Origin of the sequence: Rhodoferax saidenbachensis (assembly GCF_031457975.1) — a bacterium.
Lineage (GTDB): Bacteria > Pseudomonadota > Gammaproteobacteria > Burkholderiales > Burkholderiaceae_C > Allorhodoferax > Allorhodoferax saidenbachensis_A.
In genome coordinates, this window is sequence record NZ_JAVDXO010000003.1 from 97,169 (window position 1) to 112,082 (window position 14,914).

16 protein-coding genes are annotated in these 14,914 nt (G+C 59.6%); 15 read left to right on the plus strand and 1 reads right to left on the minus strand.

Going from position 1 to position 14,914, the window contains the following annotated elements; all coding sequences use genetic code 11:
- The first annotated feature begins 70 nt into the window (after positions 1–70).
- From fabF to acpS, 14 genes are all read left to right on the plus strand, one after another.
- Positions 71–1,315, plus strand: a complete 1,245-nt coding sequence (fabF, locus tag J2X15_RS08455; RefSeq protein WP_310341486.1) for a beta-ketoacyl-ACP synthase II — start codon at positions 71–73, stop codon at positions 1,313–1,315.
- A 27-nt stretch (positions 1,316–1,342) separates the two neighbouring features.
- Positions 1,343–1,813: a hypothetical protein gene (locus J2X15_RS08460; protein WP_310341487.1), complete on the plus strand. Its 471-nt coding sequence runs from the start codon at positions 1,343–1,345 to the stop codon at positions 1,811–1,813.
- Positions 1,810–2,430 (plus strand): RNA polymerase sigma factor RpoE, encoded by a 621-nt coding sequence (gene rpoE / locus J2X15_RS08465; protein ID WP_310341489.1) that lies wholly within the window; start codon positions 1,810–1,812, stop codon positions 2,428–2,430. Before J2X15_RS08460 ends, rpoE begins: the two co-directional genes overlap by 4 nt.
- 21 nt (positions 2,431–2,451) lie before the next feature.
- Positions 2,452–3,054, plus strand: a complete 603-nt coding sequence (locus J2X15_RS08470) for a sigma-E factor negative regulatory protein (protein ID WP_310341491.1) — start codon at positions 2,452–2,454, stop codon at positions 3,052–3,054.
- Complete coding sequence (locus J2X15_RS08475) at positions 3,051–4,049, plus strand: MucB/RseB C-terminal domain-containing protein (protein WP_310341493.1); 999 nt, start codon at positions 3,051–3,053, stop codon at positions 4,047–4,049. Before J2X15_RS08470 ends, J2X15_RS08475 begins: the two co-directional genes overlap by 4 nt.
- Positions 4,050–4,161: 112 nt before the next feature.
- On the plus strand, positions 4,162–5,583 hold the full coding sequence (locus tag J2X15_RS08480) for a DegQ family serine endoprotease (RefSeq protein ID WP_409034266.1): 1,422 nt from the start codon (positions 4,162–4,164) through the stop codon (positions 5,581–5,583).
- Between the two features lie 479 nt (positions 5,584–6,062).
- Positions 6,063–7,874, plus strand: coding sequence for a translation elongation factor 4 (gene lepA / locus J2X15_RS08485; protein ID WP_310341497.1), 1,812 nt, complete (start codon positions 6,063–6,065; stop codon positions 7,872–7,874).
- Entirely contained in the window at positions 7,874–8,839 is a 966-nt protein-coding gene (gene lepB / locus J2X15_RS08490) for a signal peptidase I (RefSeq protein ID WP_310341501.1), read from the plus strand. The genes lepA and lepB overlap by 1 nt, the downstream gene beginning before the upstream one ends.
- Before the next feature lie 32 nt (positions 8,840–8,871).
- Positions 8,872–9,225: a DUF4845 domain-containing protein gene (locus tag J2X15_RS08495; RefSeq protein ID WP_310341504.1), complete on the plus strand. Its 354-nt coding sequence runs from the start codon at positions 8,872–8,874 to the stop codon at positions 9,223–9,225.
- Position 9,226: 1 nt separating this feature from the next.
- Positions 9,227–9,913, plus strand: coding sequence for a ribonuclease III (gene rnc / locus J2X15_RS08500; protein ID WP_310341507.1), 687 nt, complete (start codon positions 9,227–9,229; stop codon positions 9,911–9,913).
- A gap of 92 nt (positions 9,914–10,005) precedes the next feature.
- Positions 10,006–10,965, plus strand: coding sequence for a GTPase Era (gene era / locus J2X15_RS08505; RefSeq protein ID WP_409034267.1), 960 nt, complete (start codon positions 10,006–10,008; stop codon positions 10,963–10,965).
- Positions 10,966–10,977: 12 nt separating this feature from the next.
- Entirely contained in the window at positions 10,978–11,727 is a 750-nt protein-coding gene (gene recO / locus J2X15_RS08510) for a DNA repair protein RecO (RefSeq protein WP_310341512.1), read from the plus strand.
- 15 nt (positions 11,728–11,742) lie between these two features.
- Positions 11,743–12,492: a pyridoxine 5'-phosphate synthase gene (locus tag J2X15_RS08515; RefSeq protein WP_310341514.1), complete on the plus strand. Its 750-nt coding sequence runs from the start codon at positions 11,743–11,745 to the stop codon at positions 12,490–12,492.
- 10 nt (positions 12,493–12,502) lie between these two features.
- On the plus strand, positions 12,503–12,898 hold the full coding sequence (gene acpS / locus J2X15_RS08520; protein WP_310341515.1) for a holo-ACP synthase: 396 nt from the start codon (positions 12,503–12,505) through the stop codon (positions 12,896–12,898).
- Positions 12,899–12,908: 10 nt separating this feature from the next.
- Here the strand turns inward: acpS and J2X15_RS08525 are convergent, their stop codons facing one another.
- A complete protein-coding gene (locus J2X15_RS08525) occupies positions 12,909–13,589 on the minus strand; it encodes a hypothetical protein (RefSeq protein ID WP_310341519.1) in 681 nt (226 codons plus the stop codon).
- 214 nt (positions 13,590–13,803) lie between these two features.
- On the opposite strand from J2X15_RS08525, the gene nagZ reads away from it, so the two are divergent.
- Positions 13,804–14,907 carry a beta-N-acetylhexosaminidase gene (gene nagZ / locus J2X15_RS08530; RefSeq protein WP_310341522.1) on the plus strand — a complete coding sequence of 368 codons (1,104 nt, stop codon included), beginning with the start codon at positions 13,804–13,806 and terminating at the stop codon, positions 14,905–14,907.
- Positions 14,908–14,914 lie beyond the last annotated feature (7 nt).

Genomic DNA, 14,914 nt, shown 5'->3' on the forward strand with positions numbered 1-14,914 from the left:
CGCCTCTTGCATGCTTCCCATGCCGCTGCTGGCGGTATTTCATTGACGAACTGCTGAATTTCAGATTTCTATGTCCCGTCGCCGCGTCGTTGTTACAGGTTTAGGTTGCATCAGTCCCGTGGGCAACACGGTGGCCGAAGCGTGGTCGAATGTGCTGGCTGGCAAGTCGGGCATCGCCACGATCACCAAATTTGATCCGGAGGCTTTTGCCTGCAAGATCGCTGGTGAAGTGCGCAACTTCGATCTGGAGTCCTACATCAGCACCAAAGAAGCTCGCACCATGGATACCTTTATCCATTACGGCATTGCGGCGGCTGTGCAGGCAGTGAATGACAGCGGATTAAAGACCGGTGACGCGCTGGGTGAAGAAGAATCCACCCGCATCGGCTGTGTGATTGGTTCCGGCATTGGCGGTTTGCCCATGATCGAGAACACCCACACCGAATACACCAACCGCGGCCCCCGCCGCATTTCCCCATTTTTTGTGCCGGCGTCCATCATCAACATGACGGCCGGCCATGTGTCCATGCGTTTTGGCTTCAAGGGCCCAAATATCGCCATCGTGACCGCTTGCACCACCGGCCTGCACTGCATCGGTGAAGCTGGCCGCATGATCGAGTACGGCGACGCCGACGTGATGATCGCCGGCGGCTCGGAAGCGACTGTGTCGCCACTGGGCATTGGCGGTTTTGCCGCCATGCGCGCACTTTCCACCCGCAACGACGACCCTGCGACCGCATCGCGCCCCTGGGACAAAGACCGTGATGGCTTTGTGCTGGGCGAAGGCGGTGGCGTGATGGTGCTCGAAGAGTACGAACACGCCAAGGCACGTGGTGCCAAGATTTACGCCGAGCTGGCGGGCTTTGGTATGAGTGCCGATGCCGGCCACATGACTGCCCCCAATATGGACGGCCCACGCCGCGCCATGCTGAGTGCACTGCGCAATGCGGGTGTCAACCCGGACCAGGTGAACTACCTGAACGCGCACGGCACTTCCACACCGCTGGGCGATACCAATGAAACCAACGCCATCAAGGCGGCGTTGGGTGACCACGCCAAGAAGACGGTGGTTAACTCCACCAAGTCCATGACGGGTCACCTCTTGGGTGGCGCAGGTGGGTTGGAGTCCGTGTTCACCGTGCTGGCGCTTCACCATCAGAAGAGCCCACCCACTATCAATATCTTCAACCAGGACCCCGAGTGCGATCTGGACTACTGCGCCAACACCGCGCGGGATATGAAGATCGATGTGGCCGTGAAAAACAACTTCGGCTTTGGTGGAACCAACGGCACGTTGGTGTTCAAGCGCGTCTAACTTCCTGCTGTACGTTTCAGACGGACTATGTACCGACCACCTGCGGTCAGTTACAGCGTAGTCCGCTCTCGCTGGCACGCTCGCACACTGGGTGTGTTGTGGGCATTGGGCGCTGTCTTGGTTCAGGCGACGCTGTGGCGCTACGACTATTCCATGACTGCCATGGTCGCCATGGAGTTTTCCTGCCTGGCCGCAGGCCTCTGGGCTGTCTGGGCCTGGCGTACTGCGCCGCAAGGACTGTTGCGGTGGGATGGTGACTGCTGGCATTGGTCCGGGTATGCCGAGATGCCGGTGCGCCAGGTGACCGTTCATTTTGATTTTCAAGCTGTGGTGTTGGTCTCTGTGCAAGGTCTTGGGCGGGTTCGTGTTTGGCTGTGGCTGGACAGTGCTTCGGTCACGCATGCGCGTTGGCTGGCACTGCGCCGCGCGCTGGTGGCTGGCGGCATGCCGCCACCCCAGGCGGGTCCCTTGGCACTGCCCAACGAGCAGCTGCCGTGAGCGATCCACTGTTGTCTTCCAACGATTCAGACCTGGCCTTGGTGGAGCGCACTGTGGCCGGGGACCAGCGTGCCTATGGCCTGCTGGTGCTTAAGTACCAGCGCCGCATCCAGCGCCTGATCGGGCGCATGGTGCGTGACGTGGATCTGGTGGAAGACATTGCCCAGGAAACCTTTGTGCGCGCCTACCGCGCCTTGCACCAGTTTCGGGGCGACGCCCAGTTCTACACCTGGCTGTACCGCATTGCGGTGAATACGGCCAAAAAGTTCCTGCTTGAGCTCAAACGCGACCCCACGGTGACCGAGAGTTTTTTGGCCAATGACGACGAAGATGAAACTTCCCGGCCCAAAAACGAACCAACCACCGACGAAACCCCGGAATCGGTGCTGGCGGCCAAGGAAATTGCCGCGGTGGTGAATGCCGCCATGGACGATTTGCCCGAGGAGCTGAAGCAGGCGGTCACGCTGCGGGAAATTGAAGGTCTGAGTTACGAGGAAATTGCCATGGCCATGGATTGCCCCATTGGAACGGTCCGCTCCCGCATCTTCCGGGCGCGGGAAGCCATTTCCGCCAAAGTGCGCCCCTTGTTGGAAAAGCAGACCGGAAAACGTTGGTAGGCCGACGCCAGGAACACGACGATGAATACGCCCAACACGCCATTGAATGAACGCATCTCCGCCCTGGCGGACGGTGCAGTACCCCTCGACCAATTGCCAGAGCTGTTGGCAGAACTGCATGCGTCGGAAGAAGGGCGTCAAGCCTGGCACCTTTACCACCTGACCGGCGATGTGTTGCGCAGCGATGCCTTGGCTCCTAGTGTGTCGGAGTTGGCGTTTTGGGAGCGTTTGCAGTCGCGCTTAGATACCGAACCGGTACGCCCCGCGCAAGCTCTGACTCAACCCGAAGTGGTGCTTTCATCCGCCGGTTCTGCGAATCAGCGCTGGGCCTGGGTGGCTGGATTGGCGGGTGTGGCTATGCTGAGCGTGCTGTCGCTGGCCGTATGGCGTCAGGCGGAGCCCACCAATGCACCTCAGTTGGCTTTGGTGCCCGCACCTAGTCAAGCCGCGCCTGCTGAGGCTGCGCCGCCGGTAGTCCTGGCGCAGGATTCCCCTGCAGTGATGCTACGCGACCCGCAGCTGGATGCGTTGATGGCGGCCCACCAGCAAATGGGCGGGCATTCCGCCTGGCAGATGCCGTCGGGCTTTTTGCGCAACGCCACCTTTGAGAGGCCGGCACGATGAAGCCCTGGCGGCATCTTCTGTGGGGTAGTTGGCTGGCGCTGGCCCTGTGTGGTCTGCCGTGGATCGTGCACGCTGAAGAAGCGCCCGTGAATGCCTGGTTGATGCGCTTGCATGAAGCTTCGCGCCACCGTACTTACACCGGTACCTTTGTGGTGTCGGCGGGCGGGCAGATGGCGAGCGCGCGCATCTGGCACGTGTGCGATGGTGCGCAGCAGATGGAGCGGGTGGAGTCGCTGAGTGGCACGCCACGCAGCACGTTTCGCCGCAACGACCAGGTGTTGACGTTTTTCCCGGAGTCCCGTGTGGCGGTGGCGGAAACGCGGGAGTCGCTGGGGTTGTTCCCCAATCTGCTCAAGTCGCAGGATTCGACCATTGAAGAGTTCTACCAGCTGAAACCATTGGGTGTTGAGCGTGTGGCGGGGCTGGATGCCGACGTCGTGCAACTGCAGCCCAAAGACAACTTGCGCTATGGCTACCGGGTGTGGAGCGAAAAGCGTTCTGGCCTGGTGGTTCAGCTACAAACGCTGGACCCGGACGGCAAGGTGTTGGAGCAATCGGCCTTTTCCGAACTGCAGCTGGACGCACCGGTGAGCATGGGCAAGCTGGCGCAGATGATGGCCCACACCGATGGCTACCGGCTAGAACGCCGTGATTTACAGAAGACCACGGCCAAGGCCCAGGGCTGGGACATGCCCAAGGGCGTTGCAGGGTTCAAGCCCATGGGTTGCTACACGCGCCCGGTGGCTTTGCTGGCTGGTGCCTCGGGCCGCGCGGACCAGACCATGCAATGGATGTTCTCAGACGGACTGGCCACGGTGTCGCTGTTTGTGGAAGCGTTTGATGCGCGCCGCCACATACGCGAAGGTGCTACTGAGCTGGGTGGTGCCACGCGCACCTTCACCCGTCATGTGGGCGCTTGGTGGATCACTGCTGTGGGCGAGGTGCCTGCGGCAACTCTGAGCGCCTTTGCGCTGGGGCTGGAACGTAAAAAGTAGGTCGGCGTTCCAGGGAACTGGAGCGTTGCGTGGTTTTCTTGTGACTTTGACGGAAAGACAAACGATGAGAACTTTGAATATGCGGTCGGTGCGGGTGTGGGGCATGGCCACCATGCTGATTGCAAGCGGCGTGGTTGGCTTCGCGCCTGTGACTCCAGCACTTGCACAAACGCGGACCTTGCCGGACTTCACGGATCTGGTGGACCAGGTGGGGCCTTCGGTGGTCAATATCCGCACGCTGGAGAAGGTGGCTGCGCGCTCGCAGCAGGGCACGCCGGGTGAGGAAGAAATGCTGGAGTTCTTCAAGCGCTTTGGCTTGCCCATCCCCAACATTCCGCGCCAGGCGCCGCGGCAAAACCGCCCACAGCCGGACGAAGAGCAGCCCCGCGGCGTGGGGTCCGGCTTTATCCTGACATCGGACGGTGTGATCATGACCAATGCCCATGTGGTGGAGGGCGCGGACGAAGTCCTGGTAACGCTGACCGACAAGCGCGAGTTCAAGGCCCGCATCATTGGTTCGGACAAGCGCACCGATGTGGCCGTGGTGAAGATCGATGCCTCGGGCCTGCCTGCCGTGAAGGTGGGCGACGTCAGCCGCTTGCGTGTGGGTGAGTGGGTGATGGCGATCGGCTCGCCTTTTGGTCTGGAGAACACCGTGACTGCCGGCATTGTGAGCGCCAAGCAGCGCGACACTGGCGACTACCTGCCGTTTATCCAGACCGATGTGGCCATCAACCCCGGAAACTCCGGCGGCCCGTTGATCAATATGCGCGGCGAGGTCGTGGGCATCAACAGCCAGATCTATTCCCGCTCGGGTGGCTTCATGGGCATTTCCTTTTCCATTCCCATGGACGAGGCAGTGCGCGTTAGTGACCAGTTGCGCAACGCGGGCCGTGTAACACGCGGACGCATTGGTGTGCAAATCGATCAGGTCAGCAAGGAAGTCGCCGAGTCCATTGGACTGGGCAAACCGGTGGGTGCCTTGGTGCGTGCGGTGGAAGCGGGTTCGCCCGCCGAGAAGGCCGGTGTGGAGGCCGGCGACATCATTACCAAGTTCGACGGCAAGGCGATCGAAAAATCCAGCGATTTGCCACGTTTGGTTGGCAGCACCAAGCCAGGCACCAAGAGTGTCGTCACAGTGTTTCGTCGGGGCAACAGCAAAGACCTGAGTGTGGTGATTGCCGAGATCGAACCCGACACGGCTGTCGCTAGCAAGGCCCCGGGCCGTGCCGAGACAAAACCCAAGGCTTCTACCGCGGCACAGGTGTACGGCTTGGCGGTTAGTGAATTGACCGACGCGCAGAAAAAGGAAGCCAGCGTGAAGGGTGGTGTGCGGGTGGAGGCCGCTGTGGAAGCTGCTGGCCGAGCTGGCCTGCGTGAAGGCGATGTCATCACCCAACTGGCGAATACCGAAGTGGCATCGGTCAAAGAGTTTGATGCCGTGGTGGCCAAGCTGGACAAGAGCAAACCCGTGAATGTGCTGTTCCGCCGTGGGGAGTGGACGCAGTACGCGGTAATTCGCCCCGGCAAGTGAACGAATAAGCAACAACCCTAAACCAGAGCAGGGTTTGGGGTTGTTGGGTGGGGCAGAAAAATATTTATCTCCCCTCTTTCGTTTATCCCTAAAAGTGTGCGGGCGCTAACTTAAAGAGGTCGTTTAAAGCCTTGGTTAGAATATAGGGGTCTTAAGAAAGATTGTGGGTATATGGATGGGCTCAAAGTCCATCATGTGGGATGTTTAAAAACGCCCCACAGCTGATCCACAACTCACCCACACCTTGTTCAGCGCTTTGTTTGATAATTTGTGGATAAGATGTGTATAAGATAATTGTTGCGGTGTCGCAACGACCCCTGAACCGGGTTTTTTGGACTGTGCTCTCTGGACTTTTTGCCTACAATGGGCTTCCAACCTTCGCAGTTGCCAAAGATTGTTGGTTCAGGGCGCGTCGTTTTACGATGCGCCCTTTTTTCTTGCCCGTTCGTTTTAATTCAATCACTTGAAGCCCGTCGTTGATGAATCACATCAGAAATTTTTCGATCATTGCCCACATTGACCACGGCAAGTCCACGTTGGCAGACCGCTTGATCCAGCGTTGTGGTGGGCTTGAGGCCCGTGACATGGAGGCACAGGTTCTGGACTCGATGGACATCGAGAAAGAGCGTGGGATAACCATCAAGGCGCAGACCGCTGCGCTCAAATACAAGGCGCTCGATGGCAAGGTCTACAACCTCAATTTGATTGACACACCAGGGCACGTGGACTTCTCCTATGAAGTGAGTCGTTCGCTCTCTGCATGCGAGGGCGCGCTGCTGGTGGTCGATGCGTCTCAAGGTGTGGAAGCGCAGACCGTGGCCAACTGCTACACCGCACTCGACCTCAATGTGGAAGTGCTGCCTGTCCTCAACAAGATTGATTTGCCGAATGCCGATCCCGACAACGCGCGTAGCGAAATCGAGGATGTGATTGGCATCGATGCAACCGACGCGATTGTTTGTTCCGCCAAAACCGGCTTGGGCATCGACGACATTCTGGAAGCCATCGTCGCCAAGATCCCGGCGCCCAAGGGCAACCCCGATGGCCCGCTGCGCGCCATGATCATTGACAGCTGGTATGACAGCTTCGTGGGCGTGGTGATGCTGGTGCGTGTGGTGGACGGCCGCCTTGCCAAGGGTGAGCGTATCAAGATGATGGCCTCGGGCGCCACGTACAACGCCGACAACCTGGGTGTTTTTACCCCCGCCAACGAGCCGCGCCAATCACTGGAAGCGGGTGAGGTGGGTTACATCATTGCAGGCATCAAGGAATTGCAAGCCGCGAAAGTGGGTGACACAGTCACTTTGATCAAACCTGGAACCGGTGGCGCTGCATTGACGGCGACTGAAGCGCTGCCTGGCTTCAAAGAGATTCAGCCGCAGGTGTTTGCTGGCCTGTACCCCACCGAAGCCAGCGAGTACGACTCGCTGCGTGATGCGCTGGAAAAGCTCAAACTCAACGACGCTTCGTTGCACTACGAGCCTGAAGTCTCGCAAGCGCTGGGCTTTGGCTTCCGCTGTGGTTTTCTGGGCTTGCTGCACATGGAAATCGTGCAGGAGCGTCTGGAGCGCGAGTTCGACCAGGACCTGATCACCACTGCGCCCAGTGTGGTCTACCAGGTGGTCAAGAACGACGGCGAAGTGGTGATGGTGGAAAACCCGTCCAAGATGCCGGAGATCGGCAAGACCGCCGAGATCCGCGAACCCATCGTCACCATGCATCTCTACATGCCGCAGGAGTATGTGGGCGTGGTCATGACCCTGGCCAACCAGAAGCGTGGCGTGCAGATGAACATGGCCTACAAGGGCCGTCAGGTGGTGCTGACCTATGAGATGCCGCTGGCCGAAATCGTGCTCGACTTCTTTGACAAGCTCAAGAGTGTGAGCCGGGGCTATGCCTCCATGGACTACGAGTTCAAGGAATACCGTGCCGCCGATGTCGTCAAAGTGGATATTTTGCTCAATAGCGAGAAGGTCGACGCCTTGTCCATCATGTTGCACCGCGCCCAAAGCCAGTACCGGGGCAGGGCGGTAGTTGCCAAAATGCGCGAGATCATTTCTCGCCAAATGTACGACGTGGCGATCCAGGCTGCCATTGGGGCCAACATCATTGCGCGTGAGACAATCAAAGCGCTGCGCAAGAACGTTTTGGCCAAGTGCTATGGCGGTGATATTTCGCGCAAACGCAAGCTCCTTGAGAAACAAAAAGCAGGTAAAAAGCGCATGAAACAAATCGGCTCTGTGGAGGTTCCACAAGAAGCGTTCTTGGCCATTTTGCAGGTGGAAGATTGATGCAAGCTTTGACATCCGCCGTTCTTGCGGCTTTTGGCGTGTACGCCGCCTCCTGGTATTTTGGGCTGGTAGAAGGGAACTTCGCGCTGCTGTTGTTTTTGGCAACCCTGGTCACCGGCATCTATTGGCTGGCCGAACGGTTCTACTTTTTGCCCCAGCGTCAACAGACCGTGGCGGCCTTGGAGGCTAATGACATCCAGCGCCGTACGGAGCTGAGCAAAATGGGCATCAGCCAGGTGGATGGTGATATCACCGAAGCCAAGGTGCGCTTGCTCATGCAACCCTGGTGGCTGGACTGGACTGCGGGTTTGTTCCCCGTGATCATCGTGGTCTTCCTGCTGCGTTCTTTCCTGTTTGAACCCTTCAAGATTCCTTCGGGCTCCATGATTCCCACCTTGTTGGTGGGCGATCTGATCCTGGTCAATAAATTCACCTACGGACTGCGCCTGCCGGTGCTCAATACCAAGATCACCGAAGGCACACCGCCCCAACGTGGTGACGTGATGGTGTTTCGCTACCCCCCCAAGCCCAGTCTGGATTACATCAAGCGCGTGGTCGGAGTCCCTGGAGACACCGTGGCCTACCTGAACAAGCGCCTGACCATCAATGGCAAGGCCCTGGAGACCAATGCGCTACCCGACTTCTTTGACGAAGATGTCATGCGTTATTTCAAACAGTTTGAAGAAACCTTGGGTGACAAAAAACACCGCCTGCTCAACGATGCCGATCGCCCAGCCTTTGTGCCAGGTGCCGACAAGTTTGAAGGGTTTGAGGCCTGCAGCTACACCGTGGAAGGCGTGACCTGCAAAGTGCCAGCAGGCCACTACTTCATGATGGGTGACAATCGCGATAATTCGCTGGATTCGCGCTACTGGGGCTTTGTGCCAGAGAAAAACATCGTGGGCAAGGCGTTCTTTGTCTGGATGAACTTTGGCAATCTCAAGCGTATCGGCGGGTTCAATTGAAGCTTCGTGCACCAAGTGATAAGGGAACAATGATGACATTTCAGCGCAAATCCAAGCAACGCGGCATTTCCTTCTTTGGCCTGATATTTGTGGGCGGTGTACTTGCCATGGCCGGCGTGATTGCGGCGCAGGTGTTCCCCACAGTGGTTGAGTTGATGGCCATCCAGAAAGCGGTGCAACGCGCGGCTACGGGGCAGTCGGTGGTCGAAATTCGTAGCATCTTTGACAAGGCGACAGAAATCGACGCGATTTCGTCCATCCGAGGCAAAGACCTGGAAGTCACCAAAGAAGGGGACAAAGTGGTGGTGGCCTTTGCCTACGAGCGTGAAATTCATTTGGCGGGTCCGGCGTTTCTTACGCTGAAGTACGCCGGTCGCTCCAAATAACGTGGGTGATGCTTTGGCAGCGTTGCAGCTCCGGCTGCAGCACCAGTTTTCCAATCCCACCCTGCTAGCCAGGGCACTGACCCACCGCAGCTTTTCCAGCGACCACTACGAGCGCCTCGAATTTTTAGGCGACTCGGTGTTGGGGCTGGCGATTTCCGATTTGCTGTATTCCCGCCTGGGTGCTTTGCCCGAAGGCGATTTGTCCCGCGTACGTGCCAACCTGGTCAAGCAGGAGACCCTGCACCAGTTGGCATTGGGCTTGGGCTTGCCCGATGTGCTGAAGCTGGGCGAGGGCGAAATGCGCTCTGGCGGGCAAAAGCGCGCGTCCATCCTGGCCGATGCGCTGGAAGCCATCATTGGCGCGGTCTATCTGGACGCGGGCTTTACGCCTGCTCAGGCCTTGGTACACCGCTTGTTTGAAGCGGTGGAGATCAACCCGCAGATGGACGCTATCGGCAAGGACCCCAAAACCGAGTTGCAGGAGTGGCTGCAGGGTCGCAAAATGAAACTGCCGCTCTACAAGGTGGTGGGCACCATTGGTGCCGCCCACAAACAGAGCTTTGACGTGGAGTGTGAAATTGCCGAGCTGCGTCTGGCTGAACGGGGCATTGGTGGTTCGCGCCGTGCCGGTGAACAGGCCGCTGCGGCTGCCATGCTGCAAACCATCAAGTCAAAGGTAAAACCATGAATGCTCCTAAAAAAATAGCTGCTGGCGCAGAATCCACGGGGGCTAGCGGTCCAAAAGACTCTAAACCTGAAGTCCAGGAAGACCTGGATGCCATGCTGCAAGGTCTGCTCAAGAGCACGCCCAAGCTGGCCCTCCCTGGTGCCGACGGCGCTGGCCAGCGCTGTGGCCTGGTGGCCATCGTGGGCAAGCCCAACGTAGGCAAGTCCACGCTGTTGAACGCCTTGGTGGGCCAGAAGATCAGCATCACCTCACGCAAGGCACAGACCACGCGCCACCGGATTACCGGCATGCACACGCAGGGCAACACCCAATTCGTGTTTGTGGATACGCCGGGTTTTCAGACCCTGCATGCCAATGCGCTCAACAAGTCATTGAACAAAGCCGTGCAGGGTGCAGTGGCAGATGTAGATTTGATTTTGTTTGTGGTGGAGGCTGGCAGCTTTACGCCCGCAGACGCGCGCGTATTGACGTTGTTGGGCAAGGATATTCCCACGCTGCTGATCGCCAACAAGCTCGACAACATCCACCGCCGTGGCGACATTGCGCCCTGGTTGCAAACTATGACCGACAAGCACAAGTTCGCGGAGTTTGTGCCCATGTCGGCCAAGAACGCCAAAGACATTCCGCGCTTGCTCGCTATCTGTGAGAAGTACCTGCCCGAGCAGGCTTGGTGGTACGCCGAGGACGAGTTGACCGACCGCAGTGAGAAGTTTTTGGCCAGCGAGCTGGTGCGCGAAAAACTGTTCCGCCTCACCGGTGATGAACTCCCGTACACCTCCACCGTCATCATCGACAAGTTTGAAGAAGAGCCACCGCAGAAGAAGGGCCAGAAGCGCCTGCTGCGCATTGCCGCGACCATCGTGGTGGAACGCGACACGCACAAGGCCATGGTGATTGGCGACAAGGGCGAGCGCATCAAGCGCATCGGCATGGAAACCCGCGTTGAGCTGGAAAAACTGGCTAACGCCAAAGTCTTCCTGGAGATGTGGGTGAAAGTGCGCTCGGGCTGGGCCGACGATGAAGCGCGGGTGCGTAGCTTCGGCTACGAGTAACTTCTTTCTCGCGTGGCCACCAAACGCATTGCTGACGAGCCCGCGTATGTGCTGCACCGCTACGATTGGAGCGAGTCCAGCCTGATTCTGGAAGTCTTTACCCGCCACTACGGGCGCATTGCGCTGGTGGCCAAAGGGGCAAAGAAGCCCAGTTCCAGCTTCCGCCCCATTTTGCTGCCGCTGCAGCCTTTGCATGTGGCTTTTGGCGGCGATGCCGAAATCCGCACGCTGCGCAGTGCCGAATGGCAGGGCGGCCATGTCATGCCCACGGGTGACGCGCTGCTGTCGGGCTACTACCTCAACGAACTGCTGATGACGCTGCTGGCGCGCGACGACCCGCATGCAGAGCTGTTTGACATCTATGCCCGCGTGGTGGAAATCATCGCCAGCGAACATGGTGAAGTGCTGCAGGGCGCGCTGCGCACGTTTGAGCTGCTGCTGCTGCGCGAGACCGGGTTCCTACCCCCGCTGAATGTGCAGACCATGACCCTGCGGGCGCTGGATGTCAACGACCATTACGTGCTGGTGCCCGAAGGCGGCTTGCGCCAGGCGCACGCCGAAGACCGGGTCAGTTTGAGTGGCGCCCAGTGGCTGCGCTTGCACGAGACGCTGCAAAACCACGCCCCCTTCACCACCACGCTGCGCGCCTGCGCCGAGATGATGGGCGAGCTCAAACCCCAGCTGCGCGCGCTGCTGCACTACCATTGCGGCGTGAAGACGCTGCGAACGCGGCAGATGATGATCGACATACAGGCACTTTAGGCAGGCCCCCCGACTATGACAACCCATCTCTCGGTCAATCTCAACAAGGTCGCACTGGTGCGCAACACCCGCCACCTGGGCATTCCCAGCGTCACGCGCGCGGCCACGCTGTGCCTGCAGGCGGGTGCGGCAGGCATCACCGTCCACCCACGGCCTGATGCGCGTCACATCCGTGCGCAAGACGTGCTGGACCTGGCTGAGCTGCTGAAGGCCTGGCCCGACCGCGAATACAACGTCGAGGGCAATCCGTTTCACAACCTGATGGACTGCGTGCGCGACCTGCGCGAGCGCGGTCTGCCGGTGCACCAGGTGACCTTTGTGCCGGACAGCGAAGGGCAGTTCACCAGCGACCATGGTTGGGTCTTCCCCGACGACGCGGCACGCCTGCAACCCCTGATTGCCGATGCGCATGCCCTGGGCCTGCGCGTGAGCCTGTTCATGGATGCCGATCCGGACGCGATGGCTGCCGCCAGGGCGGTAGGGGCGGACCGCATCGAGCTCTATACCGAACCCTATGCCGCGGCTTGGGGCACGGCCGGGCAGGGCACCCAACTGGCCCGCTTTGCCGCTGCCGCGCAGGCGGCGTTGGATGTGGGGCTGGGCGTCAATGCAGGCCACGACCTGAACCGCGACAACCTGGCTGCTTTTGCGCAGCAGGTGCCGGGGTTGCAAGAAGTGTCGATTGGCCATGCGTTGATTGCCGATGCGCTGGAGTTGGGCTACGACGCCACCATCAAGGCCTACCTGGCCTGCTTGGGGCAATGAGGGGCGGCATGTGATCTACGGCATCGGCACCGACATTTGCGATGTGCGCCGCATCCGCGCCAGCCTGGAGAAGCATGGCGACCGCTTTGCCGCCAAGGTGCTGTCAGATGCGGAATTCAGAACCTGGAAAGCCCGCAGCGCCCGCTGGCCCGAGCGCGGTGTGCGCTACCTCGCCACGCGTTTCAGCGCCAAAGAGGCCTTCAGCAAGGCCATTGGCATGGGTATGCGCATGCCCATGACCTGGAAGCTTTGCGAGATCGCTAATGAGCGCAGCGGCAAGCCCACCATCGTGTTGCATGGCGGGCTCAAGGACTGGTTTGAGGGCAAGGCCCTGACGGTGCATGTGACCGTGACCGACGAGACCGACTACGCCGCCAGCTTTTGCGTGGTGGAAACCACGCTCTAGCGTTCGCTGGCTACAGCTTGCCGTACTGGGTGCCGCCAATCATGATGCCGCCGTCCAGCGGCGCCAGGTCCGACTGGTACTCCAGATCGCCCACATGCACGGCGGGCAACGTGGCGCCGCGCTGCAGGGCTTCCATGAAGGCGGCTTGTTCTTCGGCAGAGATGGCGTGGTAGCCAGCCCGCGACAAAGTTCCGGTGGAGATGTGTTCCGGTGCGCTGTGCGCAACCGGTTCAAAGCCATCGCTACGTGCCGGATCGCTGGAGCGGGAGTGGCGCTCAAAATGCTCTTCGGTTTCACTCACACGCCAATAGATGCCGTCAATCAACACACCAAAGCGTTTGTAAGTGTTGATGCGCATGCTGTGCTCCATGGCAGCAAAGCTCTTGGTCTTGCTGTTGGGGCCGGTCACAAACGACTTGGCAACGTCAATCATCGCAATGAAGCGGTGGTGCCGTTCGTCCACCGGCATGACCTTGAAACGGTACATCTGCGAGACCACCTCCATCGACAAAAATGTCTCGCGGATGGACTGGTAAAGCCGTTCGCGGCGGTAGGCCTTGCGCTCTTCCAATTCCATGCGCCGGACGGCAGGTTCTGCACTGGTAGTCTCCAACGACTCGGGTGCGGTGCGCGCACGTTTTTTTAAGAATTCAAACACGGTAAATGGCAGTTGTTTTAGTAGGGAAGCCATGCGCCGACTTACTTGCGAAGCCATTTGCGCAAAATAAGTCTATCAGCCGCCGCTTTTTTCTGTCTGTAACAAATTGGCAGAGTTCGGACATTTTTTGAACTATGGACAGGAAACAACACCTCCTGCCTGGCGTTTGGGGATCAAACAGCCCTCCAGCCCCCGTAAAATATGCGCAAGCAGCTCCTAAATAAATAGCAAAACGGAACCTCCCGCTATGGCCTTTCACGCCCCCCTGATTATTGACATTGCTGGTACCAGCCTGACCAAGCTGGACCGCCAGCGCCTGAAACACCCGCTGGTGGGCGGCATGATTCTGTTCGCCCGCAATTGGCAAAACCGTGACCAGCTCGCCGCCCTGTGTCGTGACGTCAAGAAGGTGCGCGCCGACCTGCTGATCTGCGTGGACCACGAAGGCGGGCGCGTGCAACGCTTCAAGACGGATGGCTTCACCCACCTGCCGTCCATGCGGGCGCTGGGTGAGATGTGGCTGCGCGAAGCCGCCGGCACGGTGTCCGCCAAAAAGGCCGGTCCACTGGATGCGACGAATGCCGCCACGGCCTGTGGCTACGTACTGGGTGCCGAGCTGCGCGCTTGTGGTGTGGACCTGAGCTTCACCCCCGTGTTGGACCTGGACTATGGCGAGAGCGGCGTGATCGGCGACCGCGCCTTCGGACGCGACCCGCGCGTGGTCAGTCTGCTGGCCAAGAGCCTGATGCACGGCCTGCAAAAAAGCGGCATGGCCAACTGTGGCAAACACTTCCCCGGCCACGGCTTTGTGAAGGCCGACTCCCACACCGAGATTCCGGTGGACAAGCGCAGCCTCAAGGCCATCCTGGCCGACGATGCCGCGCCCTACCGCTGGCTCAACACCGTGACTAGCAGCGTGATGCCTGCCCACGTGATCTACCCCAAGGTGGATGCGCGGCCCGCGGGTTTCTCTAGCACCTGGCTCAACGACATCCTGCGTGCCCAATTGGGTTTCACCGGCGCCATCTTCAGCGACGACCTGTCCATGGCCGGTGCGCGCCTCATCGACGGCAAGACGGTGAGCTACACCGAGGCCGCTGTGGTGGCGTTGAATGCAGGCTGCGACCTGGTGCTGCTGTGCAACCAGTCGCTGCCCAGCGCCGAGGGTGGCGGCAAAGCGGTAGACGAATTGATCGACGGGCTGACCGAAGCACAGGTTAAGGGCCAGTGGCAGGCGCTGGAGGCCAGCGAGGCCCGCCGCCTTGCGTTGTTGCCCACCAGGCCTGCGCTGGATTGGGATGACCTCATGGTGCACCCTGACTACATGCAGGCGATGGACTGGATTGCCTGAGGCGCAC

Excerpts from the sequence above, each read along its gene's own strand:
- lepA (WP_310341497.1), top strand. The coding sequence starts at position 6,063 with ATGAATCACATCAGAAATTTTTCGATCATTGCCCACATTGACCACGGC.
- J2X15_RS08460 (WP_310341487.1), top strand. The coding sequence starts at position 1,343 with ATGTACCGACCACCTGCGGTCAGTTACAGCGTAGTCCGCTCTCGCTGG.
- J2X15_RS08495 (WP_310341504.1), top strand. The coding sequence starts at position 8,872 with ATGACATTTCAGCGCAAATCCAAGCAACGCGGCATTTCCTTCTTTGGC.
- J2X15_RS08475 (WP_310341493.1), top strand. The coding sequence starts at position 3,051 with ATGAAGCCCTGGCGGCATCTTCTGTGGGGTAGTTGGCTGGCGCTGGCC.
- J2X15_RS08470 (WP_310341491.1), top strand. The coding sequence starts at position 2,452 with ATGAATACGCCCAACACGCCATTGAATGAACGCATCTCCGCCCTGGCG.
- fabF (WP_310341486.1), top strand. The coding sequence starts at position 71 with ATGTCCCGTCGCCGCGTCGTTGTTACAGGTTTAGGTTGCATCAGTCCC.
- era (WP_409034267.1), top strand. The coding sequence starts at position 10,006 with ATGCTGCAAGGTCTGCTCAAGAGCACGCCCAAGCTGGCCCTCCCTGGT.
- J2X15_RS08515 (WP_310341514.1), top strand. The coding sequence starts at position 11,743 with ATGACAACCCATCTCTCGGTCAATCTCAACAAGGTCGCACTGGTGCGC.
- nagZ (WP_310341522.1), top strand. The coding sequence starts at position 13,804 with ATGGCCTTTCACGCCCCCCTGATTATTGACATTGCTGGTACCAGCCTG.
- J2X15_RS08480 (WP_409034266.1), top strand. The coding sequence starts at position 4,162 with ATGCTGATTGCAAGCGGCGTGGTTGGCTTCGCGCCTGTGACTCCAGCA.
- J2X15_RS08525 (WP_310341519.1), bottom strand. The coding sequence starts at position 13,589 with ATGGCTTCCCTACTAAAACAACTGCCATTTACCGTGTTTGAATTCTTA.
- lepB (WP_310341501.1), top strand. The coding sequence starts at position 7,874 with ATGCAAGCTTTGACATCCGCCGTTCTTGCGGCTTTTGGCGTGTACGCC.